The organism is Sedimentitalea arenosa, from assembly GCF_016428585.1.
Classification (GTDB): domain Bacteria; phylum Pseudomonadota; class Alphaproteobacteria; order Rhodobacterales; family Rhodobacteraceae; genus Sedimentitalea; species Sedimentitalea arenosa.
Genome location: NZ_JAELVR010000004.1, coordinates 1 through 26,012, shown reverse-complemented (window position 1 = coordinate 26,012; position 26,012 = coordinate 1). Strand labels below are relative to the sequence as shown.

General features: G+C 65.6%; 37 protein-coding genes. 10 read left to right on the top strand and 27 right to left on the bottom strand.

All coding sequences use genetic code 11. The features are described from left to right. The first annotated feature begins 19 nt into the window (after positions 1-19). Both JF290_RS06615 and JF290_RS06610 read left to right on the top strand, forming a co-directional pair. The gene (locus tag JF290_RS06615; RefSeq protein ID WP_199024057.1) at positions 20-706 is read left to right on the top strand and encodes a glutathione S-transferase; all 687 of its coding nucleotides are present in this window, start codon (positions 20-22) and stop codon (positions 704-706) included. Between the two features lie 98 nt (positions 707-804). Further along, entirely contained in the window at positions 805-2,313 is a 1,509-nt protein-coding gene (locus JF290_RS06610) for a YifB family Mg chelatase-like AAA ATPase (RefSeq protein WP_199024056.1), read from the top strand. Between the two features lie 3 nt (positions 2,314-2,316). Here JF290_RS06610 and gshB read toward each other — a convergent pair whose 3' ends face one another. The 3 genes from gshB to rsmI form a co-directional block, all read right to left on the bottom strand. Continuing rightward, positions 2,317-3,252, bottom strand: coding sequence for a glutathione synthase (gene gshB, locus JF290_RS06605; protein WP_199024055.1), 936 nt, complete (start codon positions 3,250-3,252; stop codon positions 2,317-2,319). 62 nt (positions 3,253-3,314) lie between these two features. After that, entirely contained in the window at positions 3,315-3,683 is a 369-nt protein-coding gene (locus JF290_RS06600; protein WP_199024054.1) for a YraN family protein, read from the bottom strand. 4 nt (positions 3,684-3,687) lie between these two features. Continuing rightward, entirely contained in the window at positions 3,688-4,548 is an 861-nt protein-coding gene (gene rsmI, locus JF290_RS06595) for a 16S rRNA (cytidine(1402)-2'-O)-methyltransferase (RefSeq protein WP_199024053.1), read from the bottom strand. An 85-nt stretch (positions 4,549-4,633) separates the two neighbouring features. Between rsmI and JF290_RS06590 the strand changes: the two genes are divergently transcribed. From JF290_RS06590 to JF290_RS06575, 4 genes are all read left to right on the top strand, one after another. Next, positions 4,634-5,803 carry a penicillin-binding protein activator gene (locus tag JF290_RS06590; RefSeq protein WP_199024052.1) on the top strand — a complete coding sequence of 390 codons (1,170 nt, stop codon included), beginning with the start codon at positions 4,634-4,636 and terminating at the stop codon, positions 5,801-5,803. After that, complete coding sequence (locus JF290_RS06585; protein ID WP_199024051.1) at positions 5,763-8,591, top strand: [protein-PII] uridylyltransferase; 2,829 nt, start codon at positions 5,763-5,765, stop codon at positions 8,589-8,591. The genes JF290_RS06590 and JF290_RS06585 overlap by 41 nt, the downstream gene beginning before the upstream one ends. 90 nt (positions 8,592-8,681) lie before the next feature. Further along, positions 8,682-10,304, top strand: a complete 1,623-nt coding sequence (gene murJ, locus JF290_RS06580) for a murein biosynthesis integral membrane protein MurJ (RefSeq protein WP_199024050.1) — start codon at positions 8,682-8,684, stop codon at positions 10,302-10,304. Positions 10,305-10,403: 99 nt separating this feature from the next. Continuing rightward, entirely contained in the window at positions 10,404-10,598 is a 195-nt protein-coding gene (locus JF290_RS06575) for a YgaP family membrane protein (RefSeq protein WP_199024049.1), read from the top strand. 39 nt (positions 10,599-10,637) lie between these two features. On the opposite strand, the gene JF290_RS06570 is transcribed toward JF290_RS06575, so the two are convergent. After that, complete coding sequence (locus JF290_RS06570; RefSeq protein WP_199024048.1) at positions 10,638-11,324, bottom strand: rhomboid family intramembrane serine protease; 687 nt, start codon at positions 11,322-11,324, stop codon at positions 10,638-10,640. Positions 11,325-11,424: 100 nt separating this feature from the next. On the opposite strand from JF290_RS06570, the gene trpS reads away from it, so the two are divergent. The 3 genes from trpS (at position 11,425) to JF290_RS06555 (ending at position 13,782) form a co-directional block, all read left to right on the top strand. Then, positions 11,425-12,453, top strand: a complete 1,029-nt coding sequence (trpS, locus tag JF290_RS06565; RefSeq protein WP_199024047.1) for a tryptophan--tRNA ligase — start codon at positions 11,425-11,427, stop codon at positions 12,451-12,453. A 91-nt stretch (positions 12,454-12,544) separates the two neighbouring features. Beyond that, on the top strand, positions 12,545-13,027 hold the full coding sequence (locus JF290_RS06560) for a VOC family protein (RefSeq protein ID WP_199024046.1): 483 nt from the start codon (positions 12,545-12,547) through the stop codon (positions 13,025-13,027). Between the two features lie 167 nt (positions 13,028-13,194). After that, a complete protein-coding gene (locus JF290_RS06555) occupies positions 13,195-13,782 on the top strand; it encodes a hypothetical protein (protein ID WP_199024045.1) in 588 nt (195 codons plus the stop codon). A 128-nt stretch (positions 13,783-13,910) separates the two neighbouring features. Here the strand turns inward: JF290_RS06555 and rpmD are convergent, their stop codons facing one another. From rpmD to rpmC, 11 genes are all read right to left on the bottom strand, one after another. After that, a complete protein-coding gene (gene rpmD / locus JF290_RS06550; RefSeq protein ID WP_199024044.1) occupies positions 13,911-14,099 on the bottom strand; it encodes a 50S ribosomal protein L30 in 189 nt (62 codons plus the stop codon). Between the two features lie 3 nt (positions 14,100-14,102). Beyond that, positions 14,103-14,681 (bottom strand): 30S ribosomal protein S5, encoded by a 579-nt coding sequence (gene rpsE / locus JF290_RS06545; protein ID WP_199024043.1) that lies wholly within the window; start codon positions 14,679-14,681, stop codon positions 14,103-14,105. A 127-nt stretch (positions 14,682-14,808) separates the two neighbouring features. After that, a complete protein-coding gene (rplR, locus tag JF290_RS06540; protein WP_199024042.1) occupies positions 14,809-15,168 on the bottom strand; it encodes a 50S ribosomal protein L18 in 360 nt (119 codons plus the stop codon). Positions 15,169-15,179: 11 nt separating this feature from the next. Further along, positions 15,180-15,713: a 50S ribosomal protein L6 gene (gene rplF, locus JF290_RS06535; RefSeq protein ID WP_199024041.1), complete on the bottom strand. Its 534-nt coding sequence runs from the start codon at positions 15,711-15,713 to the stop codon at positions 15,180-15,182. A gap of 12 nt (positions 15,714-15,725) precedes the next feature. Further along, positions 15,726-16,118 carry a 30S ribosomal protein S8 gene (rpsH, locus tag JF290_RS06530; protein ID WP_199024040.1) on the bottom strand — a complete coding sequence of 131 codons (393 nt, stop codon included), beginning with the start codon at positions 16,116-16,118 and terminating at the stop codon, positions 15,726-15,728. Between the two features lie 12 nt (positions 16,119-16,130). Further along, on the bottom strand, positions 16,131-16,436 hold the full coding sequence (rpsN, locus tag JF290_RS06525; protein WP_199024039.1) for a 30S ribosomal protein S14: 306 nt from the start codon (positions 16,434-16,436) through the stop codon (positions 16,131-16,133). 18 nt (positions 16,437-16,454) lie between these two features. Then, positions 16,455-17,018, bottom strand: a complete 564-nt coding sequence (rplE, locus tag JF290_RS06520; RefSeq protein WP_199024038.1) for a 50S ribosomal protein L5 — start codon at positions 17,016-17,018, stop codon at positions 16,455-16,457. Beyond that, positions 17,011-17,322 (bottom strand): 50S ribosomal protein L24, encoded by a 312-nt coding sequence (gene rplX / locus JF290_RS06515; RefSeq protein WP_199024037.1) that lies wholly within the window; start codon positions 17,320-17,322, stop codon positions 17,011-17,013. The genes rplE and rplX overlap by 8 nt, the downstream gene beginning before the upstream one ends. Positions 17,323-17,324: 2 nt before the next feature. Next, positions 17,325-17,693: a 50S ribosomal protein L14 gene (gene rplN, locus JF290_RS06510; RefSeq protein WP_047996064.1), complete on the bottom strand. Its 369-nt coding sequence runs from the start codon at positions 17,691-17,693 to the stop codon at positions 17,325-17,327. A 71-nt stretch (positions 17,694-17,764) separates the two neighbouring features. Then, the gene (gene rpsQ / locus JF290_RS06505) at positions 17,765-17,995 is read right to left on the bottom strand and encodes a 30S ribosomal protein S17 (RefSeq protein WP_199024036.1); all 231 of its coding nucleotides are present in this window, start codon (positions 17,993-17,995) and stop codon (positions 17,765-17,767) included. Between the two features lie 4 nt (positions 17,996-17,999). Continuing rightward, positions 18,000-18,206 carry a 50S ribosomal protein L29 gene (rpmC, locus tag JF290_RS06500; RefSeq protein ID WP_199024035.1) on the bottom strand — a complete coding sequence of 69 codons (207 nt, stop codon included), beginning with the start codon at positions 18,204-18,206 and terminating at the stop codon, positions 18,000-18,002. A 284-nt stretch (positions 18,207-18,490) separates the two neighbouring features. On the opposite strand from rpmC, the gene JF290_RS06495 reads away from it, so the two are divergent. Beyond that, positions 18,491-18,817, top strand: coding sequence for a hypothetical protein (locus tag JF290_RS06495; RefSeq protein WP_199024034.1), 327 nt, complete (start codon positions 18,491-18,493; stop codon positions 18,815-18,817). Positions 18,818-19,022: 205 nt separating this feature from the next. Here the strand turns inward: JF290_RS06495 and JF290_RS06490 are convergent, their stop codons facing one another. The 12 genes from JF290_RS06490 to JF290_RS06435 form a co-directional block, all read right to left on the bottom strand. Beyond that, entirely contained in the window at positions 19,023-19,640 is a 618-nt protein-coding gene (locus JF290_RS06490) for a 2OG-Fe(II) oxygenase family protein (protein ID WP_199024033.1), read from the bottom strand. A gap of 201 nt (positions 19,641-19,841) precedes the next feature. After that, entirely contained in the window at positions 19,842-20,255 is a 414-nt protein-coding gene (rplP, locus tag JF290_RS06485) for a 50S ribosomal protein L16 (RefSeq protein ID WP_199024032.1), read from the bottom strand. Between the two features lie 13 nt (positions 20,256-20,268). Continuing rightward, entirely contained in the window at positions 20,269-20,976 is a 708-nt protein-coding gene (gene rpsC / locus JF290_RS06480) for a 30S ribosomal protein S3 (protein WP_199024031.1), read from the bottom strand. Next, positions 20,976-21,356 (bottom strand): 50S ribosomal protein L22, encoded by a 381-nt coding sequence (gene rplV, locus JF290_RS06475; protein ID WP_199024030.1) that lies wholly within the window; start codon positions 21,354-21,356, stop codon positions 20,976-20,978. Before rplV ends, rpsC begins: the two co-directional genes overlap by 1 nt. Positions 21,357-21,359: 3 nt before the next feature. Continuing rightward, entirely contained in the window at positions 21,360-21,638 is a 279-nt protein-coding gene (gene rpsS / locus JF290_RS06470) for a 30S ribosomal protein S19 (protein WP_106609258.1), read from the bottom strand. A gap of 3 nt (positions 21,639-21,641) precedes the next feature. Beyond that, a complete protein-coding gene (gene rplB, locus JF290_RS06465) occupies positions 21,642-22,484 on the bottom strand; it encodes a 50S ribosomal protein L2 (protein WP_199024029.1) in 843 nt (280 codons plus the stop codon). Positions 22,485-22,814: 330 nt separating this feature from the next. Beyond that, positions 22,815-23,414 carry a PEP-CTERM sorting domain-containing protein gene (locus JF290_RS06460; protein WP_199024028.1) on the bottom strand — a complete coding sequence of 200 codons (600 nt, stop codon included), beginning with the start codon at positions 23,412-23,414 and terminating at the stop codon, positions 22,815-22,817. A gap of 233 nt (positions 23,415-23,647) precedes the next feature. Beyond that, positions 23,648-23,944, bottom strand: a complete 297-nt coding sequence (locus JF290_RS06455) for a 50S ribosomal protein L23 (protein ID WP_199024027.1) — start codon at positions 23,942-23,944, stop codon at positions 23,648-23,650. Beyond that, positions 23,941-24,558, bottom strand: a complete 618-nt coding sequence (gene rplD / locus JF290_RS06450; protein WP_199024026.1) for a 50S ribosomal protein L4 — start codon at positions 24,556-24,558, stop codon at positions 23,941-23,943. The genes JF290_RS06455 and rplD overlap by 4 nt, the downstream gene beginning before the upstream one ends. Further along, a complete protein-coding gene (gene rplC / locus JF290_RS06445) occupies positions 24,555-25,397 on the bottom strand; it encodes a 50S ribosomal protein L3 (protein WP_199024025.1) in 843 nt (280 codons plus the stop codon). Before rplC ends, rplD begins: the two co-directional genes overlap by 4 nt. 18 nt (positions 25,398-25,415) lie before the next feature. Beyond that, positions 25,416-25,730: a 30S ribosomal protein S10 gene (rpsJ, locus tag JF290_RS06440; RefSeq protein ID WP_008756422.1), complete on the bottom strand. Its 315-nt coding sequence runs from the start codon at positions 25,728-25,730 to the stop codon at positions 25,416-25,418. Positions 25,731-25,893: 163 nt separating this feature from the next. Then, positions 25,894-26,012: EF-Tu C-terminal domain-related protein (locus tag JF290_RS06435; protein ID WP_199023609.1), on the bottom strand; the 119-nt coding region annotated here is incomplete at its 5' end.

Genomic DNA, 26,012 nt, shown 5'->3' with positions numbered 1-26,012 from the left:
CCGGGCTACCCTCCGCGCCATGACCTATGATTTCTATATCGGCGACAGGATGTTCTCCAGCTGGTCCCTGCGCGGCTGGCTGCTGCTGGAACGGTTCGCCATCGCCCATCGGGTGCACATGGTGGGCCTCTATTCCGGCACGATGGCGCAGGACATGGCGGCGCTGGCCCCGGCCCGGCTCGTGCCGACGCTGCGCACGCCCGACGGCACGATCGTCGGCGAAAGCCTCGCCATCGCCGAGACGCTGGCCGAACGCCATCCCGAAGCCGGGCTGTGGCCGACGGCGCCCGACGCGCGGGCGACCGCGCGCTGGCTCTGCGCCGAGATGGCCGCCGGCTTCTCGGCCCTGCGGTCGGACTGCCCAATGCAGCTGCGGCATTGCCATGTCGGCTTTGCCCCCGGACAGGGCGTGCTGGCCGATCTCGACCGCCTGCAGCAGCTCTGGGCGCATGCCCGCGCGCTGTCCGGCAGCGACACGCCCTGGCTCTTCGGGGCCTATTGCGCCGCCGATGCCTTCTTCGTGCCGGTCGCGGCGCGGATCATCGGCTACGGCCTGCCGGTCGGCGACACGGCGCAGGCCTATTGCGCGGCACTCCTGTCCGACCCGCCGGTGCAGCAGTGGCGGCGGCTGGCGCAGCAGGTCAGCTACGATCCCGACCCGTACGCGCTCGACCTGCCGACCCGGCCCTGGCCCGAATGGGACTGAGCCCGCGCTTTCCCGGTCGCTTTCCCGGTCTCCGTTAACAGTTTATCAACCACGAACCCGCTACCCGTTAACCATTGCAGGGATGGGCAGGGGTTCGAATGATCGCGCGCGCCTACACGGTGGCTTTTCAGGGGGTTGACGCCCGGCTGGTCGAGGTGCAATGCGCGGTCGCCCCGGGCCTGCCGGCCTTCTCCATCGTCGGCCTGCCCGACAAGGCCGTCTCCGAGGCCCGCGACAGGGTGCGCAGCGCGCTCAGCGCGATGGCCATCGCGCTGCCCTCCAAGCGCGTCACCATCAACCTGTCTCCCGCCGATCTGCCCAAGGAGGGCAGCCATTTCGACCTGCCCATCGCGCTGGCCCTGCTGGCGGCGCTGCAAATCGTGCCGGCGGACGAGATCGAAGGCACCGTGGCGCTCGGTGAACTGTCGCTCGACGGCTCGCTGGTGCCGGTGCTGGGGGCCTTGCCCGCGGCGATGGCGGCGGCCGAGGAAGACCGCGGCCTGCTCTGCCCCCGCGCCTGCGGGGCCGAGGCCGCCTGGGTCGGCGCCGCCCAGGTGATCGGCGCCGAAACCCTCGGCGACGTGGTCCGCCACTTCACCGGACAGGCTCCGATCCCCCCGGCCGAACCGGGCGAGACCGCACCGGCGCAGCATGACCGCGACCTGCGCGAGGTCAAGGGACAGGAGCGCGCCAAGCGGGCGCTCGAGATCGCCGCCGCCGGGCGGCACCACCTGATGCTGGTCGGCGCGCCCGGATCGGGCAAGTCGATGCTCGCAGCCCGCATCCCCGGCATCCTGCCCCCCCTGACCGCGCCCGAGGCGCTGGAGACCTCGATGATCCAGTCACTCTGCGGGCTGCTCGACGAGGGCGGCATCAACCGCACCCGCCCGTTCCGCGAACCGCACCACACCGCCTCGATGGCGGCCATCGTCGGCGGCGGCCGCAACGCCAAGCCGGGCGAGATCAGCCTCGCCCATAACGGCGTGCTGTTCATGGACGAATTCCCCGAGTTCAACCGCGCGGTGCTGGAAACCCTGCGCCAACCCATCGAAACCGGCGAGATCATGATCGCGCGCGCCAACGCCCATGTCCGCTATCCCTGCCGCTTCATGCTGATCGCCGCGGCCAATCCCTGCAAATGCGGCTACATGACCGACCCGACGCGCGCCTGCGCACGGGTGCCGGTCTGCGGCGCGGACTACCTCGGCCGGGTGTCGGGCCCGCTGATGGACCGCTTCGACCTGCGGATCGAGGTACCGCCCGTCGCCTTCACCGATCTCGACCTGCCCGCCGACGGCGAAACCTCCGCCACGGTCGCCCAGCGCGTCGCCGCCGCGCGGCAGGTGCAGGCCATGCGCTTTCAGGACCAGCCCGGCCTGCGCCAGAACGCCGATGCCGAAGGCGCCCGGCTCGAGGAGATCGCAACGCCCGATGCCGAAGGTCGCGCGCTGCTCAGCCGGGTCGCCGAACGCTTCGGCCTCTCGGCCCGCGGCTATCACCGGGTGCTGCGGGTCGCGCGCACCATCGCCGATCTCGACGGCTCGCAGGAGGTGCGCCGACCGCACGTCGCCGAGGCGCTGAGCTTCCGGCTGACCCAGGCGACCTGAGGCTCAGGCCAGCCTGGCCTCGATGGCGTCCCAGATCTTGGCCGCGATGTTGACCTCGTCGAACCGCTCCAGCTCCTGGATCCCGGTGGGCGAGGTCACGTTGATCTCGGTCAGGTACGAACCGATCACGTCGATCCCCACGAAGATCTGTCCCTTCTCGCGCAGCAGGGGGCCGATCGCCGCGCAGATCTCGCGGTCCCGATCGCTCAGCCCGATCTTCTCGGGCCGCCCGCCCACATGCATGTTCGACCGGGTCTCGCCCTCCGCCGGCACCCGGTTGATCGCGCCGACCGCCTCGCCATCGACCAGGATGATCCGCTTGTCCCCCTTGGCGACGTCCGGCAGGAACTTCTGCACGATCAGGGGCTCGCGCGAAAAGCCGGTGAACAGCTCGTGCAGCGAGGTCAGGTTGCGGTCATCCGCATCCAGCCGGAACACCCCCGCGCCCCCGTTGCCGTAGAGCGGCTTCAGGATGATGTCGCCATGACGCTCCTTGAACGCCTTGATCGTGGCCAGGTCGCGCGCGATGGCCGTGGGCGGGGTCAGGTCGGGAAAGTCCAGCACCAGCAGCTTCTCGGGGTAGTTGCGCACCCAGAACGGATCGTTGACCACCAGCGTATCCGGCGCCAGCCGATCCAGCAGGTGCGTCGACGTGATGTAATGCATGTCGAAAGGCGGGTCCTGGCGCAGCCAGACGACATCGAACCCGGCCAGGTCGACCTCGCGCATCTCGCCCAGCTTGGCGGGGTCGCCCGCCACCCGCTGCACGGTCATGTCCTGCCCGCGGGCGGTTATCCGCCCCTCCTGATAGGCCAGGTGATCCGGGCCGTAGTAGAACAGCGAATGGCCCCGCGCCTGCGCCTCTTCGGCCAGGCGGAAGCTGCTGTCGGCATTGATGTCCACGGCCCCGATCGGGTCCATCTGAAAGGCGATCTTCATGCGGCTGCCCCCTGGTTGCGCGCATGATACATGGCGCAGGCACGCGGGGGGATCAATGCCGTTCAGGCGGCGCCGAAAGCGTTTTCCACGATTTCGAACGCTCCGGTCGCGTCGACCAGCGCCACGTCAAAGCGCATTTCGGTCAGCGCCCCGCGCGGCTCGCCAGCGATGAATTCCTCGGCCGCGGCGCAGAGCCGCGCCATCTGCCGGGCGCCGAGGCTGCGCGCGGCCTGCGCGAAGCTGCGGCTCGCCTTCACCTCGACGAAGACCAGCGCGTCGCCGTCGCGGGTGATCAGGTCGACCTCGCCGGCCCGCCCGCGCCAGCGCCGCCGCGCGATGCTGTGGCCGCGCCGCTCATAGTCGCGCGCGATGCCCTGTTCGGCCGCGTCGCCCTTGCACTGCGCCATCCGCCCGCGGCTCACCCTCTGCATGTCGCTACCCGTCCTTCGTCAGTTCCAGCGCCATCTGGTACACCTTGCGCCGCGGAACATCGTGCATCCGCGCCACCAAATCCGCCGCGTCGCGCATCGACTCGCGCGCCAGCGCCACCCGCAGATCCTCTTCTATCGTCGAATCCCTAACAGTTTCCGAATCCCCGCGATCCACCACCAGCACGATCTCGCCCCTGACCTTCTCCTCGGCGACCGAAGCCGCCAGTTCGGACAGGCTGCCCCGGCGCACCTCCTCGAATTTCTTGGTCAGTTCCCGGCACAGGGCGGCGGCCCGTCCGGCGCCCAGCACCTCCGCCATGTCCGCAAGGCTCGCCGCCACCCGCTTGGGCGATTCGTAAAAGACCAGCGTGCCCGGCACCGCCCTCAACGCCTCGAGCCGCGTCCGCCGCGCCGCCTTGGCGTTGGGCAGGAAGCCCGCGAAAAAGAACGCATCCGTCGGCAGCCCGGCCAGCGTCAGCGCCGCCAGCACCGCCGATGGGCCCGGGGCCACCGTGACCCGCGCGCCCGCCTCTGCCGCCGCCCGCGCAAGGTCAAAGCCCGGATCGGCGATCAGCGGCATTCCCGCTTCCGAGGCATAGGCGACCGACTGTCCCGCGCCCAGCGCGTCGAGCAGCTTGCGCCGCGCCCCCGCGCCGCTGTGATCGTGATAGGACAGCACCCGCCGCCCGGCGAGCGGCACGCCGTGAATGTCCATCAGGTGGCGCAGGCTGCGGGTGTCCTCGGCGGCGATCATGTCCGCCGACGCCAGCACATCCAGCGCCCGCAGGGTGATGTCCCGCGCCGTCCCGATCGGCGTCGCCACGAAATGCAGCCCCGGGTCCAATCTGACCTTTTGATGATTCAACGCTGGACCCGCCCCTGTTGACGTTTATTATCCCGACCTGACAGACTTGCGGCCTCGTTCCGCCAGTAAAGGGAGTTGTCCATCCATGTTTGCCGTTTTCGCCCTGCCCCGCAAGGTGGCGCTTCGCTGGCTCGCGCTGTTCGCCCTGCTGTTCCTGGCCGCCTGCGAAACCGGCCCCGTGGGAGGCCCGACGATCAACACCAACGCGCCGGTTCCGGTGGCCCTGCTGGTGCCGCAGAACTCGGGACAGGCCGGCGACGCCCTGCTGGCACGCAGCCTCGAGAACGCGGCGCGACTGGCGATCGGCGATCTGAACGGGGTGCAGATCGACCTGCGCGTCTATGATACCGGCGGCAACGCCACCACGGCGGCGGCGCAGGCCACGCAGGCGGTGAACGACGGCGCACGCATCATTCTTGGTCCGCTCTACGCCGAGGCCACCAACGCGGTCGGCCTCGCGGTGCGCGGCCAGAACGTCAACGTGCTGTCCTTCTCCAACAATCCCACCATCGCCGGCGGCAACGTGTTCGTGCTGGGCCAGCTCTTCGACACCGCGGCGAACCGCCTGACGCGCTATGCCGTGCGCCAGGGCAAGGGCGACATCGTGATCGTCCACGGCACCGATCTCTCGGGCCAGCTGGGCCGCGACGCGATCCGCAACGCCATCTCCGGCAGCGGCGCGCGCCTCGTCGGCACCGTGCCCTACGACCTGTCCCAGCAGGCGGTGATCGCCACCGTCCCGCAGGTGCGCAGCGCGGTCGAAAGCGGTGCGGCGACCTCGATCTTCCTCACCTCGACCACCGCCGGCGCGCTGCCGCTCTTCACCCAGCTGCTGCCGGAATCCGGCGTGTCCCCGGCGACCACCCAGTATATCGGCCTGACCCGCTGGGACATCCCGCCCCAGACCCTGGCGCTGCCGGGCGTGCAGGGCGGCTGGTTCGCGATGCCCGACCCGACCCAGACCCAGCAGTTCAACGCGCGCTACGCCGCCGCCTATGGCGGTGCGCCGCACCCGATCGGCGGGCTGGCCTATGACGGCATCGCCGCCATCGGCGCCCTGGTCGGTGCGGGCAAGGCCGATGCGCTGACCGGCGGCGCGCTGACGCAAAGCGCGGGGTTCCAGGGCGTCAACGGAATCTTCCGGCTGCGCCCCGACGGCACCAACGAGCGCGGCCTGGCGGTGGCCACGATCCAGAACAAACAGGTGGTTGTGATTGACCCTGCCCCAAGAAGCTTTTCCGGCGCCGGTTTCTGAACCGCCCGGCCCCGACAGGTACCACCCGACCGCCTCCGGCACGCTGGTCTGCGCGCCGGAGGCCATTTTCGACGCGCACACCGTGCAGCGCCGCATCGCGGAGGCGCGCGACAGTGCCGCCGACAACGCCGACCTGCGCGCCGAAGCGGTGCGCATCCTGCGCGACATGCAGACCGAGGGGCGCAACGCGATCGCCGGCGCCTTCGCCGAGGAGCCCTTCGCCGCGCGCCCGGTCACGCGCTCCTACACCTTCCTGACCGACGGCCTTGTGATGACGGCGCTGCAGGTCGCCAGCACCATGCTGCACCCGCGCCCCAACCCGACCGCGCAGGAACGCATCGCGGTGATCGCGGTCGGCGGCTACGGACGGGGCGAAATGGCGCCGTTCTCCGATGTCGACCTGCTGTTCCTGACGCCCTACAAGATCACCCCCTGGGCCGAGAGCGTCATCGAATCGATGCTCTACATGCTGTGGGACATCAAGCTGAAGGTCGGCCATGCCAGCCGCACCATCAAGGACTGCCTGCGCCTCGGGCACGAGGATTTCACCATCCGCACCGCCCTGCTCGAACACCGCTTCCTGGCCGGCCACGCGCCGCTGGCCCAGGAGTTCGACCGGCGGCTCGGCGCCGAGCTGTTCTCGGACACCGGCAAGGACTTCATCGAGGCCAAGCTCGAGGAACGCGAAGCGCGCCACAAGCGGCAGGGCCAGCGCTACATGGTCGAACCCAACGTCAAGGAGGGCAAGGGCGGCCTGCGCGACCTGCAATCGCTGTTCTGGATCGCGAAATACATCCACGGCGTGCAGGACGCCGCCGAACTGGTGCCGCTCGGCGTGTTCCGCCCCGAGGAATTCGCCCAGTTTGTCACCGCCGAGGATTTCCTCTGGGCGGTGCGCTCGCACATGCACCTGATCACCGGGCGGGCGACCGAAAAGCTGACCTTCGACCTGCAGGTCGAGGTCGCCGACAGGATGGGATACAAGGATCTCGCCGGCCGCCGCGGGGTCGAGATCTTCATGCAGGAGTATTTCCGCCACGCCACCGCGGTCGGCGACCTGACCCGCATCTTCCTGACCAAGCTGGAAGCGATCCACCTGAAATCCGAACCCCTGCTGGAACGGATCTTCCGCCGCAAGCCCAAGGTCAAGGCGGGCTATTCCGTCACCAACAACCGGCTCGACGTGATCGATCCCAAAGCCTTCCTGTCGGACAAGCTGAACCTCCTGCGCCTGTTCGAGGAGGCGCTGCGCACCGGGATGCTGATCCACCCGGACGTGATGCGGCTGGTGCGCGCCAACCTGCACCTGATCGACGACGAGATGCGCAACGACAAGGAAGCCCGGCGGATCTTTCTCGACCTGATGCTGAAACACGGCAACCCGGAGCGCGCGCTCCGGCGCATGAACGAACTGGGCGTGCTGGGCGCCTTCGTGCCCGAATTCGAACCGATCGTGGCGATGATGCAGTTCAACATGTATCACAGCTACACGGTGGACGAACACATCATCCAGTGCATCGTCAACCTGGCGCAGATCGAAAAGGCCGAACTGGTCGAGGAACTTCCGGTCGCCTCCGGCATCCTCAAGCGCGGCGTGAACCGCAAGGTGCTCTATGTCGCGCTGCTGCTGCATGACATCGGCAAGGGCCGCCCCGAGGATCACTCGATCCTCGGCGCCCAGATCGCCCGCAGGGTCGCGCCCCGGCTGGGGCTGAGCAAGGCCGATTCCGAAACCGTGGAATGGCTGGTGCGCTATCACCTGCTGATGTCGGACATGGCACAGAAACGCGACATCGCCGATCCGCGCACGGTGCGCGATTTCGCCAAGGCGGTGCAGACGGTCAAGCGGCTCGACCTGCTGACGGTGCTGACGGTCTGCGACATCCGCGGCGTCGGGCCGAACACCTGGAACAACTGGAAGGCCGCGCTGCTTCGCGGGCTCTACCGGCAGACGCGCCGCGCGCTGGAAACCGGGATGGAGGACCTCAACCGCGAGAATCGCGGCGCCGAGGCCAAGAAGGCGCTGCGCGCGGCGCTGCCCGACTGGCCCAAGGCCGCGCTCAAGCTCGAGACATCGCGCCACTACCCGCCCTACTGGCAGGGGCTGCATGTCACCGCGCATGTGGATTTCGCCCACATGCTGCGCCAGCTCGAGGCGGCGGAGGATCCGGGCGAGATCCTGATCAACCTGCACCCGGACGAGGACCGCGACGCCACCCGCGCCTGTTTCGTGATGGCCGACCACCCGGGCATCTTCGCGCGTCTGGCCGGCGCGCTGGCGCTGGTCGGGGCCAACGTGGTCGACGCGCGCAGCTACACCACCAAGGACGGCTACATCACCGATGCGTTCTGGATCCAGGACAGCGAAGGTCATCCGTTCGAGGCCGCCCGCCTGCCCCGCCTGACGCAGATGATTCACAAGACGCTCAAGGGCGAGGTCATCGCGCGCGAGGCGTTCAAGTCGCGCGACAAGATCAAGAAGCGCGAGAAGGCCTTCAACGTCCCGACCCATATCAGCTTCGACAATGACGGCTCCGAAATCTACACGATCATCGAGGTCGATACCCGCGACCGGCCCGGCCTGCTCTACGACCTCGCCCGCGCGCTGGCCAATGCCAACGTCTACATCGCCAACGCGGTGATCGCGACCTATGGCGAACAGGTGGTCGACAGCTTCTACGTCAAGGACATGTTCGGGCTGAAATACCATTCCGAATCCAAGCAGCGGTTTCTCGAGGCCAAGCTGCGCGAAGCCATCGCCGAGGGCGCCGAGCGCGCCGACACCTGACGGGGCGGTGCGCCAGATTTGAATTGCGCAGTGCCGGCGCAAACGCTACGGCACGCGGGGCCAATCCCATCGCGTCTGAGGGGTCTGAACTTGAAACCGATCCGCCTGATGTCCGGCTTTCTCACGGTCGGAGTCTGGACCCTCCTGAGCCGCGTGCTCGGCTTCTGCCGCGATGTGCTGATCGCCGGCTGGCTCGGCACGGGCCCGGTGGCCGAGGCGTTTCTCGTCGCCTTCAGCCTGCCCAATATGTTCCGCCGCTTCTTCGCCGAAGGCGCGTTCAACACCGCCTTCATCCCGCTCTTCTCCAAGAAGCTTGAAAAACGCGACGCGCCCGAGGCATTCGCCAACGACGCCTTCGCCGCGCTGGCCAGCCTGCTGATCGTCTTCACCGTGCTGGCGCAGATCTTCATGCCGTGGCTGGTGCTGGCGATGGCCAGCGGCTTCATCGGCGACAGCCGCTTCGACCTGGCGGTGTTCTTCGGCCGCATCGCCTTTCCCTACATCCTGTTCATCTCGCTCGCTGCGCTGCTCTCGGGCGTGCTCAACGCCACCGGGCGGTTCGCGGCGGCGGCGGCGGCGCCGATCCTGCTGAACGTGATCCTGATCGCGGCGCTGATGCTGGCGGAATCCGGCTGGCTGTCGCCCTTCATGCAGGTCGAGACCGGCGAAGGCACCAGCCGCACGGGGATGCACCACGCGACGCTCCTGGTCTGGGGCGTCGTGCTCGCGGGCATCGCGCAGCTCGCCCTGCTCTGGGTCGCCGCATCGCGCGCCGGCTTTCACATCCGCCTGCAATGGCCGCGGATGACTCCCGACCTCAAGCGCCTCGCGGTCATCGCCGTCCCGGCGATGCTCGCCGGCGGCGTCGTGCAGATCAACCTGCTGGTCGGACGGCAGGTGGCCAGCTTCTTTGACGGCGCGATCGCCTGGCTCAGCTATGCCGACCGGCTCTATCAACTGCCGCTCGGCGTGGTCGGCATCGCCGTCGCCGTGGTGCTGCTGCCCGACCTGTCGCGCCGCCTCGCGTCCCGCGACGACACCGGTGCGAAATACGCGTTGAGCCGCGCGGGCGAGGTCTCCCTCGCCCTGACGATCCCCTCGGCCACCGCGCTCGTGGTGATCCCGACCCAGCTCGTCTCGGTCCTGTTCCAGCGCGGCGCCTTCGATGCCCAGGACACCGCGGCGGTGGCGCTCGCCGTGTCGGTCTACGGCTTCGGGCTGCCCGCCTTCGTGCTGCAGAAGGTGCTGCAACCGCTCTACTTCGCGCGCGAGGACACCCGCTCGCCCTTCCGCTTCGCGCTCGTGTCGATGTGCGTGAACGCGGTGGTGGCGATTTCGATGGCCTATGTGCTGGGCTTCGTCGGTGCCGCTCTGGGCGCCACCGTGGCGGCCTGGGCGATGGTCTATCAGCTGATGCGCGGGGTCCGGCCGCTGGGCGACGTCGCCCGCTTCGACGACCGCTTCCACAAGCGCCTGTGGCTGGTCTGCCTCGCCTCCGCCGTCATGGGCTGCGCGCTCTGGCTGTCGTCCTGGCTGATGACGCCGCTCTTCATGACCCATGGCTGGCGCTACCTCGCGCTCGCGGCGCTGATCGTCATCGGCGCGGTCTCCTATTTCGGCTGCGGCCAGCTGATCGGCGCCTTCAAGCTGTCCGAATTCCGCAACGCGGTGCGCCGCCGCCGCTCCGTCGACCCGGGGCCGCCCGTCGCCTGAAACAGATTGCCGCATCCAGGGCGCACGTTTCGGCCGCGACAAGATATTCCCGTTATGCTATATGTTCTCCATTCCGAAGCGCCAAGGAAAGGACATGGAATGACACGAAATGAAGGAACGCTCGACCGCGCGCTGCGCGTCATACTGGGGCTCGTGCTGCTGTCGCTGGTCTTCGTCGGACCCAAGACCGCCTGGGGCCTGATCGGGATCGTGCCCCTCCTGACCGGCGCGATCGGCTATTGCCCGCTCTACCAGCTGCTGGGCATGAACACCTGCCCGATGCGCAAGAACTGACAGACCACCGCCGATCCGGCGCGCCCCCGTGCCGCCGGATCAGTCGTGCCGGATGCGCGAGCGCAGCCGCGCCCAGCCGCCGGGCGACACGAAGAACGACAGGCCGAACCCGGTGGCGAACCCGGCGAGATCGGCCACCCAGTCGTTGTTGCCCCCGAACAGCAGGCCGAACAGCAGCTGGATCCCCATCAGGAAACTGATCAGCGTGAAGGCCCGCGCCTGGTTCGCCCCCACCGTCGACAGCGACCGCCACAGCATGTAGGTGAATGCCCCGATCAGCCCGTAGACCGGCGGAAAGCCCCCGATCAGCGGCACCGGATCGTCCAGCAGCACGCCATAGGCCAGTGCGCCGCCGATCCCCGACACCACGAACACCACCAGGAACGCGACGCTGCCGAACACCTCGGCCACCATCTTGCCCATCGCCAGCAGGAACACTCCAACGAACAGCGCATGGGTAAACGAGGTGTGCACGAACGGATAGCTCAGGAACCGGAACAGGTGCTCCGGCGGCCATTGCCCGGTCTCCCGCATCCAGTCGAGGATATCGCCCGAGAACGCATAGGTCTGGATCGCCTCCAGCCGCCAGCCCACCGCGCCGGGCCCGCCGACCAGGCCGCGCGTGCCCAGCTGGAACAGAAGCTCGATCCCCAGGATGACGAGAAACAGCGCCGCGACCACGGGCGGCAACGGGTTGACGGCGCTGATGTTCTGATCGTTTCCCATGCGGTGCAATCCCTTCTGCGGCCTGCGTTCGGGGCCTGTTGACGATACCCCGCCCCATGGGTAAGCGAGGCGGGCCAGATATGCCAGACGGGAGTTCCCCATGACCGAGTCCAGTTTTACGCCGCGCGTGTTCTCCGGCATCCAGCCGTCCGGCGGGCTGACGCTCGGCAACTACCTCGGCGCGATGAAGCGTTTCGTCGACATGCAGGAGGCAGGCAGCTTCGAGACCGTCTATTGCATGGTCGACCTGCACGCGATCACCGTCTGGCAGGACCCCGCCACGCTCACCCGCAACACGCGCGAGCTCTGCGCCGGTTTCCTCGCCGCCGGCATCGACCCGGCGAAATCCATCCTGATCAACCAGAGCCAGGTGCCCGAACACGCACAGCTTGCCTGGGTGTTCAACTGCGTCGCCCGCATGGGCTGGATGCAGCGGATGACCCAGTTCAAGGACAAGGCCGGCAAGAACGCCCAGAACGCCTCGCTGGGCCTGTTCGCCTACCCGTCGCTGATGGCCGCCGACATCCTGATCTATCACGCCACCCACGTCCCCGTGGGCGAGGACCAGAAGCAGCATCTCGAACTCACCCGCGACATCGCCACCAAGTTCAACCACGACTACGGCGTCGACTTCTTCCCGATCACCGAACCGGTCATCGAAGGTGCCGCCACCCGCGTGATGAGCCTGCGCGACGGCACCAAGAAGATGAGCAAGTCCGACCCCTCGGACATGAGCCGGATCAACATGACCGACGACGCCGACGCGATTGCCAAGAAGATCCGCAAGGCCAAGACCGACCCGGAACCCCTGCCCGACAGCCTCGACGGGCTGGCCGACCGGCCCGAGGCGCGCAATCTCGTCAACATCTACGCAGCACTTGACGACAGCACGGCCGAGGCGGTGATGACCCAGTTCGCAGGCCAGCCCTTCGGCACCTTCAAGCCCGCGCTGGCCGACCTCGCCGTTGCCAAGCTGTCGCCGATCTCGGCCGAGATGTCCCGCCTGATGGCCGACCCGGCCGAGATCGACCGCATCCTGAGCGCCGGCGCCCACCGGGCCCGCGAGATCACCGCCCCGATCCTGCGCAAGACCTTCGACATCGTCGGCATGGTCGGCCCCGTCGGCTGACCCCTGTGCGGGCGCGCAGCCCGTCTGCGCGCCGCGCGCCCTTCCACGGGCCGCGTCCTTCGCCCATATCTGTGGGCGAAAGGACCTCACCATGGATCATCCCATCGCCCCGCAGACCCGCGTCGGTCACGTTCACCTCAAGGTCGCAGACCTCGACCGCGCCATCGCGTTCTACGGCGGCGTGCTCGGCTTTGAGCTGACCCAGCGCTACGGCAGCCAGGCCGCCTTCCTCGCCGCCGGCGGCTATCACCACCATATCGGGCTCAACACCTGGGAGAGCGCCGGCAGCACGCCCCCGCCCCCGGGCCATACCGGCCTCTACCACACCGCCTTCCTGTTTCCCGATCGCACCGCCCTGGCCCAGGCCCTGAAACGCGTGCTCGACGCCGGCATCCCGCTCGACGGCGCGGCCGACCACGGCGTCAGCGAAGCGATCTACCTGCGCGACCCGGACCAGAACGGCGTCGAACTCTACCGCGACCGCGCCCCCGAAGACTGGCCCCGCGATGCCGACGGCCAACTGCAGATGATCAACGCACCGCTCGACGTCCCGGCCCTGCTCGCCGAGGCGTGAGATCACTGCAAGCCGAACCTGCCCAGTTCACATTCGGAGAAAGACACAAACACACTTCAAGTCGAAGTATCAAGATGGACCATCTAAGTCCTGCTTTTCAAAGCCTTGTTCTCCAGCGGCAGAAATGGTGATTTCAATTCGTCAGAATTGAAAAAAGGGAACGACCATTGCGCAAGGCAACGACAGTCAATTTCAGGCAATATACAATCAAGGCCATGCCCGTCAGAGACGCTTGGGAGGCGCGCGCCTTTCTCTCAAAGGCAAAGCAAGGCTCGGGTATCGTCGCTCAGGCATCCGCACCTGACGAAAAACAGGTGCTGGACGAAATACGCCAAAAGCTCGACGCGCGGGATAGCGACGCCAAAGCAGCGCGCAGATTTGAAGAAAGCATGAACTTCCATGTTCCGTCCAAAGCGGAATACGCGATAGCACTCGGCATCGCAGATTTGCACAAAGCCCAACGTGACATGCTCAGGGCACACGCACGGGCGGACGAACAATTAATGACGGCATCTGAACTCGCAAGATCGGGTGGCTACTCTGATTTCTCCACCGCGAATCTACACTACGGAAAAGCGGGAAGACTGCTCGCCGACGCCATGTCGATCCGTGTGCCTCAATCTGGCTCTCGCGAAAAAGACTTCCCAACGGGCGTGATCGCGCTCTGGATTCCGGAAAAGAACACTCCGGGCCTGGAAGGCCGTTGGAAAATGCATCCAGAGCTGCGCAGCGCCATCGTCGAGCTCCCTCTCTGAGACCCCCTTGTGCAATTGATCCCGCGCGGCCGCAAAATAGTCCGCCGAAAAAACACGCCTTCATCAAAAAGAAAAAACGCCCCGGAGGATCACTCCGGGGCGTTTTCGCAATCACCTTCGAAAACCGCTCAGTCGCGCTCTTCGATGATCTCGACCATGTGCGGGATGCTGTTGATCATGCCGCGCACGGACGGCGTGTCTTCCAGTTCGCGGGTCTTGTGCATCTTGTTCAGGCCCAGGCCGATCAGCGTCGCGCGCTGCTTGGCGGGGCGGCGGATCGGGCTGCCGATCTGCTTGACGACGATGGTTTTTGCCATGGTTTAAGCCTCCTCGGCCACTTGTGCCGACGCCGTGGGGGCCTCGTCACGCTTGGGCAGGATGTCGGCCACCTTCTTGCCGCGGCGCTGCGCGACGGACCGGGGCGACTGTTCCTTCTTCAACCCGTCCATGGTGGCGCGGATCATGTTATAGGGGTTCTGGCTGCCGGTCGACTTGCTGACCACGTCCTTGACGCCCAGCATCTCGAACACGGCGCGCATCGGACCACCGGCGATGATCCCGGTTCCTTCCGGCGCCGTGCGCATCACGACCTTGCCGGCGCCGTGACGGCCTTCCATGTCGTGGTGCAGGGTGCGGCCTTCGCGCAGTTGCACGCGGATCATGCCGCGCTTGGCGGCCTCGGTGGCCTTGCGGATGGCCTCGGGCACTTCTTTCGCCTTGCCCTTGCCAAAGCCCACGCGGCCCTTCTGGTCGCCCACGACGACGAGCGCCGCGAAGCCGAAGCGCTTGCCGCCCTTGACGGTCTTGGACACACGGTTGATCGCGACCAGGCGATCTGCGAATTCGGGCGTCTCGTCGCGGTCGCGACGGTTGCCCCGGCGGTTGTCATCTCTGGCCATGTGGCCTCCTTCGGTTTCGGGCACGCGGCCCTGTTCTTGTCTCAATCCAGGTGAGCACGCGGCTCCCGGATCATCGAGACGGCCCCACCACCGGGGCCGCCTTCAGCCATGCGACGTCAGAGCGACGTCAGAGCTTCAGTCCGCCCTCGCGCGCAGCGTCGGCCAGGGCCTTCACCTTGCCGTGGAACAGGAAGCCGCCGCGGTCGAAATAGGCTTCGTCCACACCGGCCTTCTTGGCGCGCTCGGCGATCGCCGCACCCACCTTGGTCGCGGCCTCGACGTTGTTCTTGCCGACCACGCCCAGGTCCTTCTCGAGCGTGGAGGCCGACGCGAGCGTCACGCCGTTCACGTCGTCGATCAGCTGCACGCTGATGTTCTTGTTCGAGCGGTGCACCGACAGGCGCGGACGCCCGGCGTTGACCTTGCGAAGCTTGTTCCGAACGCGCAGGCGGCGCTTCAAGAACAGTTGTCTTTTGCTGTTTGCCATGTCTTGCGTCCTTACTTCTTCTTGCCTTCCTTGCGGAAGATGAACTCGCCCTTGTAGCGGATGCCCTTACCCTTGTAGGGCTCGGGACGGCGCCAGTTGCGAATGTTCGCGGCGACCTGCCCGACGAGCTGCTCGTCGATGCCCTCGACCACGACCTCGGTCTGCTTGGGCGCGGAAACGGTGACCCCGTCGGGCGCCGTGTAATCCACGTCATGCGACAGGCCCAGGTTCAGCTTCAGCGTGTTGCCCTGCATCTGGGCACGATAGCCCACACCCTGGATCTCGAGTTCCTTCTTGAACCCAGTGGTCACGCCGGTGACCAGGTTGGCGATCATCGTGCGGGACATGCCCCACTGCTGACGCGCCCGTTTGGAGGAGCCGCGCGGCGTGATGGTGACGACATTGTCCTCGACAGCCAGGGTCACGTCATCCGTGGCCGAGAAGCTGCGCGTGCCCTTGGGGCCCTTGACCTCGATGGTCTGGCCCGCGACGGAGGCGGTCACGCCACTGGGCAGTTCGACCGGTTTCTTGCCAATACGAGACATCGATGGACCTCCTTAGAATACGGTGCAGAGCACTTCGCCGCCGACATTGGCATTGCGCGCTGCTGCATCCGACATCACACCCTTGGGGGTGGAGACAATCGACACGCCCAGGCCCTGACGAACCTGCGGGATGTCCTTGACGCCCATATAGACGCGGCGACCGGGCTTGGAGACCCGCTTGAGCTCGCGAATGACGGGTTCGCCTTCGAAGTATTTCAGGCTGATTTCCAGCGCCGGATGGCCATCGGCCCCGGTCAGCTTCTCGTAGCCGCGGATATAGCCTTCGTCGGCCAGCACATCCAGAACCCATGCCCGCAGCTTCGACGCCGGGGTGATCACGGTAGATTTGCCGCGCATCGACGAGTTGCGGATCCGGGTGAGCATGTCTGCGATAGGATCGTTCATCTTATGCCCTCCTCACCAGCTCGACTTGACCATGCCGGGGATCTGGCCGGCAGAGCCGAGATCCCTGAGCGCGATCCGCGAAATCTTCAGTTTGCGGTAATACGCGTGCGGACGCCCGGTCAGTTGGCACCGGTTGTGCAGACGCGTCGCCGAGCTGTTGCGCGGCAGCTTGGCAAGCTTCAGGCGCGCCTTGAAACGCTCTTCCATCGGCTTGCTCTCGTCATTCGCGATCTCTTTCAGAGCGGCACGCTTGGCGGCGTATTTCTTCACCAGCGCTTCCCGCTTCTTCTCGCGTTCGATCATTGCTTTCTTGGCCATGTGTAATCCTTCCCGCGCTTATGAATTGAAGGGCATGTTGAAATGCTTCAACAGCGCCTTGGCTTCAGCGTCGGTTTTCGCCGTGGTGGCGATGATGATGTCCATCCCCCAGGTCTCGTCGACCTTGTCGAAATCGATCTCGGGGAACACGATGTGTTCCTTCAGGCCCATGGCATAGTTGCCACGGCCGTCGAACGACTTGCCCGGCACGCCGCGGAAGTCGCGGATGCGGGGCATCGCAATGGTGATCAGACGATCAAGGAATTCATACATCCGGTCGCCGCGCAGCGTCACCTTGGCCCCCAGGGGCATCTCTTCGCGGACCCGGAAGCCGGCGATGGATTTCTTGGCCTTGGTGGTCACGGCCTTCTGGCCGGCGATGGTGGTCAGGTCTTCCTGCGCCGACTTTGCCTTCTTGCTGTCACGGACAGCCTCGGCACCGCAGCCGATGTTCAGGACGATCTTGTCCAGACGCGGGATCTGCATGTCGTTCTTGTAACCGAACTCTTCCTTCATCGCGGCCTTGATGCGTTCGCGGAACTCGGTTCTGAGGCGCGGGGTATAGTTCGCGGTATCAAGCATCGATCACGTCCCCCGTGGTCTTGGCAAAGCGCACTTTCTTGTCGCCTTCCGTCTTGAAGCCCACGCGCGTGGGCTTGCCGTTGGCATCGAGCAGCGCCAGGTTGCTCAGCTGGATCGGCATCGCCTTCGGGATGCGACCGCCCTGGCTGGTCTGGCTTTGACGGGTGGCGCGGATGGCGATGTTCACACCATCGACCACGGCCTTGCCGGCCTTCGGGTCAACGGAAGAGATCGTGCCTTCCTTGCCCTTGTCCTTGCCGGCCAGAACGACGACCTTGTCGCCTTTGCGGAGTTTGGCAGCCATGATTACAGCACCTCCGGAGCAAGCGAGATGATTTTCATGAAGTTCTTGGCGCGCAGCTCGCGCACCACGGGTCCGAAGATCCGGGTGCCAACGGGCTCGCCCGCGTTGTTGAGGATCACGGCGGCGTTCCGGTCGAAGCGGATCGCGGTGCCGTCATCGCGGCGAACTTCCTTGGCGGTGCGCACGACGACGGCCTTGCGGACGTCGCCCTTCTTCACGCGGCCGCGCGGGATGGCTTCCTTGACGGACACGACGATGATGTCACCGACACTCGCGTATTTCCGCTTGGACCCACCCAGGACCTTGATGCACTGAACTCGGCGTGCGCCGGAGTTGTCAGCGACATCCAGATTGGTCTGCATCTGGATCATATGATGTCTCCCGACCTTTGGGGACAGGCGTCCTGCCCCAGGGTTTCGATTAAACGGTCAGTTCCGCAGGCTTACGCCTCCAGAACCTCCCAGCGTTTCGTTTTCGAGCGCGGCGCGCATTCGATGATGCGGACGGAATCGCCGACCTTGAAAGCGTTCTTCTCATCGTGAGCCCGGTACTTCTTGGACTTACGGATGGTCTTCTTCAGAACCGGGTGCGTGAAACGGCGTTCCACGGACACGGTGACGGTCTGTTCGTTGGCGTCGCTGGTGACGGTGCCTTGCAGGATACGCTTGGGCATCTGATTACTCCTCGGATGCCGCGGCAGCGGCCTTTTCGTTCAGGATGGTCTTCACGCGCGCGGCTTCGCGACGCACAGCCCGCATGCGGGCCGTGTTCTCGAGCTGGCCGGTGGCCTGCTGGAAGCGCAGGTTGAAGCCTTCCTTTTTCAGATTGACCAGCTCTTCACGAAGCTGATCGGGCGTCTTGTCACGCAATTCCTGGGCGTTCATCGCCGTTTTCCTTTCTCAAAACACCAGAGAGCCCCGACGGTCGGGTCACCCTTGACCTGGTGGATGACAGATTGACACGCGAATCCCCCGCCATTGGCAGGAACCCGCAAGATGCCGCTCTATAGGGGCCTCACTCGATGAGGGCAAGAGAAAGTTTGCACGCCCCTGCGGTCAGCCGCGATGAGCGGCCAGAGACCGTCGTCGCCCCTGCCCGCGCGATGGACAGACCGGCGGTCGGGCCGTAACTTGCGGCCGACCCTGATCCTTGCACGGACCCCATCTCGATGATCGACCTGATCCTTGCGGCAGCCCCGTTCGCCCTCCTCGCCGTGCAGGACCCGGCCCCCCTTCCCGCGGACTGGAGCGCCGAGAAATGCGACCTCTACCAGCAGGCCTTCAGCGACGCCCTCGCCGCCGTCGGACCTGTCGGCCTGCGCCCGGGCTTCCTGGCGCAGAACGACGCCTTCATCGCGTCGGGCTGCACCACGCAGGGAACGGTCTGCGCCGAAACCGAGGCCGAGATCGCCCTGGCCGACCTTCTGACGATCATGACGATGAACGAAGGCATGGCCAGCACCTTCGTCCCCTTCGGCTGCAAGGCGCCCGACTGACCGGCGCGCGCCCTGTTTACCGGCCCCATCGGCACAGCGCGTATGCACGCGATCTGCACGCAGTCTGCACGCCCTGCACAACCCGGAGTCGCCCGCATCGCCCTTGTTAACCTGGCGAGTCGCAGCTGCGCGGCGTCTTTCGCCCCGGTCGCGTTAAGGTTCGGGTAACGGATCAAGCGCGGTCGCGACCGCGGGCCGCGTCCCCCTACGCCCAGGCGTAGTTGAAGCTGACGCTGATCCGCTCGTCCTCGGCCATGTTCATCGGCACCTCGTGGCGCAACCAACTCTCCCAGAGCAGCACATCGCCCACCGCCGGCGTCACGTAGATGAACGGCCGCATCTCCCGGCGCGCCGCCTTCACCCTCGGCGGCGCCGCCATCATCCGCGCCGACCGCGGATCCTCCAGCTTCAGCGCGCTCGCCCCGTCCGGCATCGCCACATAGGTCGTTCCGCTGATCACGCTGTGCGGATGGATATGGCTCGCATGGGTCCCGCCCTCGGGCAGGATGTTGATCCACAGGCTGTCGAGCTTCAGCTTCCGCGCGCCCAGGTCGAACTCCAGATCCTCGGCGAAGGCCGCCACATGGGCATCCAGCACCGCCTCCAGATCCTTGAAGATCGGAAAGCGCCAGGGCAGATCGTCCAGCGATGCATAGCTCGTGTAGCCGGGATAGCCGTTCTCCTCGCACCACGCCTGCCCCGCCTCGTCATCCTCGGCGATCGCAAGACAGGATGCCTCCAGCTCCGCCACATCGATCCCGCCCCGCTCGCCCAGGGCGGCACGGTACAGACGGGTGACGAAAAGCGACTCGATCTCGGCCATACCCCCTCATAGCGCAGCGAAACACCGAGGACGAGGGCAGATCACGCCGCAACCCGGCTCTTCTTCTTGGTCCAAATACGGCGGGGGAGTCGCGGCCCGCCGCGACGGGGGCAGCGCCCCCTGCAAAAAAGGAAAGCCCCCGCCGGTGTCCCGGCGGGGGCAATATCTGAACCGGAGCGCGCACAGCGGCGACGCCGTCGGTTACCAGTCTTCGCGAACCACGACGCGGGTCTTGATCGGCAGCTTCATCGCGGCAAGGCGCAGGGCCTCGCGGGCGATGTCGTCATTGACGCCGTCGATCTCGAACATCACGCGGCCCGGCTTGACCTTGGCGGCCCAGAAATCGACCGAGCCCTTGCCTTTACCCATCCGCACTTCGGTCGGCTTGGAGGTCACCGGGGTGTCCGGGAAGATCCGGATCCAGACCCGGCCCTGGCGTTTCATGTGACGGGTCATGGCACGACGCGCAGCTTCGATCTGGCGCGCGGTGACACGCTCGGGCTGCAACGCCTTCAGGCCATAGGTCCCGAAGTTGAGGTCAGATCCGCCCTTTGCCTGACCGCTGATGCGGCCCTTGTGCTGCTTGCGGAATTTTGTGCGCTTTGGTTGAAGCATCTTTCATTCCCCCTTAGCGACGGCCACCGGCACCGCGAGGTGCTGGTCCGTCCTGGAGTTCCTGTGCCTTGCGGTCGCGTGCCGCCGGGTCGTGCTCCATGATCTCGCCCTTGAAGATCCAGGTCTTGATCCCGATGATCCCGTAAGCGGTCTTGGCTTCGACATGGGCGTAATCGATGTCCGCGCGCAGCGTGTGCAGCGGCACCCGGCCCTCGCGATACCATTCGGTCCGCGCGATCTCGGCACCGCCGAGACGCCCGGCGAGGTTCACCCGGATCCCCAGGGCCCCCATCCGCATGGCGTTCTGCACCGCGCGCTTCATGGCGCGACGGAACGACACCCGGCGCTCGAGTTGCTGCGCGATGGATTCACCCACCAGCGCCGCGTCGAGTTCCGGCTTGCGCACTTCGACGATGTTCAGGTGCAGCTCGCTGTCCGTCATGTTGGCGATCTTCTTGCGCAGCGTCTCGATATCCGCGCCTTTCTTGCCAATGATGACGCCCGGACGCGCCGTGTGGATCGTGACGCGGCACTTCTTGTGCGGACGCTCGATGATCACGCGGCTGATGCCGGCCTGCTTGCACTCGTCCTTGACGAAATCGCGGATGGCGAGGTCTTCCAGAAGAAGATCACCATAATCCTTGGTGTCGGCATACCAGCGGCTGTCCCAGGTGCGGTTCACCTGCAGGCGCATGCCAATCGGATTGACTTTGTTACCCATTAGGCTTGCTCCTCTACCTGGCGCACTTTGATGGTCAGTTCCGAGAACGGCTTCATGATCTTGCCGAACCGGCCACGAGCCCGCGGACGACCGCGCTTCAGTGTCAGGTTCTTGCCCACATAGGCCTCGGCGACGATCAGTTCATCGACGTCCAGGTTGTGGTTGTTCTCGGCATTCGCAATCGCGGACTGAAGACACTTCTTCACGTCCTCGGCGATCCGCTTGTTGGAGAACGTCAGATCGGTCAGCGCCCGATCGACCTTCTTGCCGCGGATCATCGCGGCGACCAGGTTGAGTTTCTGCGGCGACGTGCGAAGCATGCGCAGTTTTGCCATCGCTTCGTTGTCTGCCACGCGGCGGGGATTCTTGTCCTTGCTCATGGCTTACTTCCGCTTCGCTTTTTTGTCGGCGGCATGGCCATAATAGGTCCGCGTCGGGCTGTATTCGCCGAACTTCTGACCGATCATGTCCTCGCTGACGTTGACGGGGATGTGTTTCTTGCCGTTGTAGACGCCGAACGTCAAACCCACGAACTGGGGCAGGATCGTCGAGCGGCGCGACCAGATCTTGATGACTTCGTTGCGACCGCTTTCGCGGGCCGCTTCGGCCTTCTTCAACACGTATGCGTCGACGAAAGGCCCTTTCCAGACAGAGCGAGACATCTATCAGCGTCCCTTCTTCTTGGCGTGCCGCGAGCGGATGATCAGCTTGCTGGACGCTTTGTTTCTGTTGCGGGTCTTGGCACCCTTGGTCGGCTTGCCCCAGGGCGTCACCGGGTGACGGCCACCGGAGGTGCGGCCTTCACCACCACCATGGGGGTGGTCGATCGGGTTCATCACGACACCGCGCACGGATGGGCGGATGCCCTTGTGACGCATGCGCCCGGCCTTGCCGAAGTTCTGGTTGCTGTTGTCCGGGTTGGACACGGCGCCGACGGTGGCCATGCATTCCTGGCGCACCAGGCGCAGTTCACCGCTGCTCAGACGGATCTGGGCATAGCCGCCATCGCGACCGACGAACTGGGCGTAGGTGCCGGCCGCACGTGCGATCTGGCCGCCCTTGCCGGGCTTCATTTCGATGTTGTGCACGATCGTGCCGATCGGCATTCCCGAGAACGGCATCGCGTTGCCCGGCTTGATGTCGACCTTGCTGCCCGCGATGACCTTGTCACCGATCGCCAGACGTTGCGGCGCGAGGATATAGGCCTGCTCGCCGTCTTCGTACTGGATCAGCGCGATGAACGCGGTCCGGTTCGGGTCATATTCGATACGCGCCACCACGGCGGACATATCCAGTTTGTTGCGCTTGAAATCCACGACGCGGTAGAGGCGCTTTGCCCCGCCGCCCGTGCGACGCATGGTGATCCGCCCGGTGTTGTTCCGTCCGCCCGACTTGGTCAGACCCTCCGTGAGGGCCTTGACGGGGCGTCCTTTCCAAAGCTCCGAACGGTCGATCAGAACCAGCCCACGCTGGCCCGGCGTCGTCGGCTTGTACGACTTGAGTGCCATGTTACTGTCTTCCGTTTGCTGAACGGCGGGACAGGTCCCGCCTATGGTATGAAGGGCCCCGAAGGTCCCCGACTTGACGTTCCGCGGATCGGACGCATCCGGTGCGGAACAACGGCAAAGCCCCGGACGAATCCGGGGCCTCGCGGATGGTGTCTGTTATAAAGGACTGGCGGGCGGGTCAAGCGGCAAAGGCCGAATAATCCCATCGGCCCAGTCCGGAAAAGAGACCTGCAGCACCGTGCCGCAAGAAATCCCTTGGCGGAGACCTGCGGGCGCACGGATCCCGGCGTCGTTACCGCCGCGTATGCCGCCCTACTCCCGGTCCGGACGTCAGGCAGACCGCCGGCGGGCCCCATAGACAGCGCCCATCGCACCTAGGGCGGCCAGCATCATCGGAAGCGCCGCCGGCACCGGAACCGGTGACACCTCGCCCCCGCCTTGGGCCCCGGTTGCGCTGATCGAAAAGGACGAGTCGCTATTGGTGCTGTAGAAGCGAACGAATCCGTAAAGCGGTCCCTCAAACCCGTCCGGAAGCACGAAGGTATACCTGTCCTCGGGATCCCATTGGTTTGCATAAAGCTCGCGCGCGCTCATGCTGCCCGCCTCGAACTCGTCGATCGTCCAGTCCCACTCGCTCATCGTGAAGGGAGTGGACGACAAGCGGATCAGCATGTTCGAGCCCTGCCCCGCGTTCGTCAGCGAAAATTCGAGGCTGGTCGTTCCTTCAAGAAAGGAATCGAACCGGAAATACTCGAAATCCTCACGCTCGTTCGAACTGCCGACGATCGTGTCGTACCCGGTGAAATCGGTCGGCACGTCGAACCTGTCGCCGAACTCTCCGAAATCCGCCTCGATCAGCGTGGCGGCCGATGCAACTGCGGTTGAAAGCGCGACGGCAACGAAAGCAGCCGCGAAAACTCTGTAAAACATGATGGAACTCCGTACCGATCTTCTGCTGCAGGTGCAGCAAGATCGAAATTGCAACGCCGCCCACGTAATCGGTTTCCCGGACGGAACAAGCAGCGGCCGTTGTGACGTTGCGTCGGCCAGTTCCGCTGCGCGCATCTCGACCGGCAAAGGACCTCGCCTCCCAACGCCCCCGAAAACGTGAAACCCCGGCCGCTCGCGCAGCCGGGGTTCTTTACCGTCGGGTGAAACCGCGCTTACAGCCCGGTCGTCACGTCGATCGTGTTGCCCTCTTCGAGCGTCACATAGGCTTTCTTGACGTCCTTCCGCTTGCCCATCTGGCCGCGGAACCGCTTTGCCTTGCCCTTGGTGATGGTCGTGTTCACGGCCTTCACCTTGACACCAAAGAGCGCCTCGACGGCCTCCTTGATCTGCGGCTTGTTGCTGTCGATCGCCACTTCGAATACCACCGCGCCGCTTTCGGACGCCATGGTGGCCTTCTCGGTGATGACCGGCTTGCGGATCACGTCGTAGTATTCCGGTTTCGCGCTCATTTCAGACGAGCCTCCAGTGCTTGGACACCCGCTTTCGTGATCACCAGCGTGTCACGCTTGAGGATGTCGTAAACGTTTGCGCCCATCGTCGGCAGCACGTCCAGGCCTTCGATGTTGCGCGCCGCCTTGGCGAAACCTTCGTTGACCGATGCTCCGTCGATGATCAGCGCGCGCTTCCAGCCCAGGCTCTTGACCTGCTTGGCCAGGGCGCCGGTCTTGCCGTCGGCGGCCGCTTCGTCGAGGATGACCAGCTCGCCCGCTTTCGCCTTGGCGGACAGCGCGTGGCGCAGGCCCAGCTTGCGGAACTTCTTGGTCAGCTCATGACCGTGGCTGCGCGGGGTCGGCCCCTTGTAGATGCCACCACCACGGAAGATCGGTGCGTTCCGGTCACCGTGGCGTGCGCCGCCGGTGCCTTTCTGGCGATAGATCTTCTTGGTCGAGAAGCTGGTTTCAGAACGGGTCTTGACCTTGTGGGTGCCCTGCTGCGCGTTGTTGCGCTGCCAGCGGACCACGCGGTGCAGGATATCCGCACGCGGCTCCAGGCCGAACAGATCGGCGTCGAGCTCGATATCGCCGGCTTTGGCACCGTCGAGTTTGATCACGTCGAGTTTCATTCCTCGCCTTCCTTCTTCTCGGCCTCGATCTCGGCCTCGGCGGCTTTCAGCGCCTCGGCCTCGGCGGCGGCCTGTTCCTCGGCCAGGCGCTTGGCCTCGGCCTCGGCTTCGGCTGCGGCGGCTGCAGCGGCTTCCTCGGCCGCTTTCGCCGCGGCCTCGGCTGCGGATTTCAGTGCGGCGGGCAGGATCGCGTTCTCGGGGAACGGCTTCTTGACCGCATCCTTGACGGTGACCCAACCACCCTTGGAGCCGGGAACCGCGCCCTTGACCATGATCAGGCCGCGCTCGGAGTCCGTGCGGACGACCTGCAGGTTCTGCGTGGTCACGCGGGCAGCGCCCATGTGGCCGGCCATCTTCTTGCCCTTGAACACCTTGCCGGGGTCCTGACACTGGCCGGTCGAGCCGTGGCTACGGTGACTGATCGACACGCCGTGGCTGGCGCGCAAGCCGCCGAAATTGTGCCGCTTCATGGCACCGGCGAACCCCTTACCGATCGAGGTGCCCGCCACGTCGACGAACTGGCCTTCAAAGTAGTGATCGGCGGTGATTTCCTCACCGACCTCGATCAGGTTCTCGGGATCGACCCGGAACTCGGCGACCTTCCGCTTGGGTTCGACCTTAGCGGTGGCGAAATGGCCACGCATGGCCTTGCTGACCCGCTTGGCCTTGGAGGTTCCAGCCCCCAGCTGAACGGCGCTGTAGCCGTCCTTCTCGGCGGTGCGCTGAGCGACCACCTGAAGCTTGTCCAGTTGCAGGACCGTCACCGGAACCTGCTTGCCGTCTTCCATGAACAGTCGGGTCATGCCGACCTTCTTGGCGATGATACCAGAGCGCAACATTCTCATTACCCTCCCGGCTTACGATTGCAGCTTGATCTCGACATCCACGCCGGCCGCGAGGTCGAGCTTCATCAGCGCGTCCACGGTCTGCGGGGTCGGATCGACGATGTCCAGCAGGCGCTTGTGCGTGCGGATCTCGAACTGGTCACGAGATTTCTTGTCGACGTGGGGACCACGCAGAACGGTGAACTTCTCGATCTTGTTGGGGAGCGGGATCGGGCCACGGACGTTGGCGCCGGTCCGCTTGGCTGTGTTCACGATCTCCTGGGTGCTGGCGTCCAGCACACGGTAGTCGAACGCTTTCAGCCGAATGCGAATGTTTTGGCTTTGCATTTCGTCAGCCTTTCAAGGCTTTGGAGTTGATAGGACGACCGGTGGCTCATTCCATCGGCCCTCTTCGAACCCGAAGGGCGGGAGTGACTCCCGCCCGAAGGTCAGATCGGTTCTGTACGATCCGCGCCGCGCTTTCGCACAGCGCGGACCGCGCATCAAGCGCTTACTCGATGATTTTGGAGACGACGCCGGCTCCGACGGTGCGGCCGCCTTCGCGGATGGCGAAGCGGAGGCCGTTTTCCATCGCGATCGGGGCGATCAGCTCGACGCCGAAGCTCACGT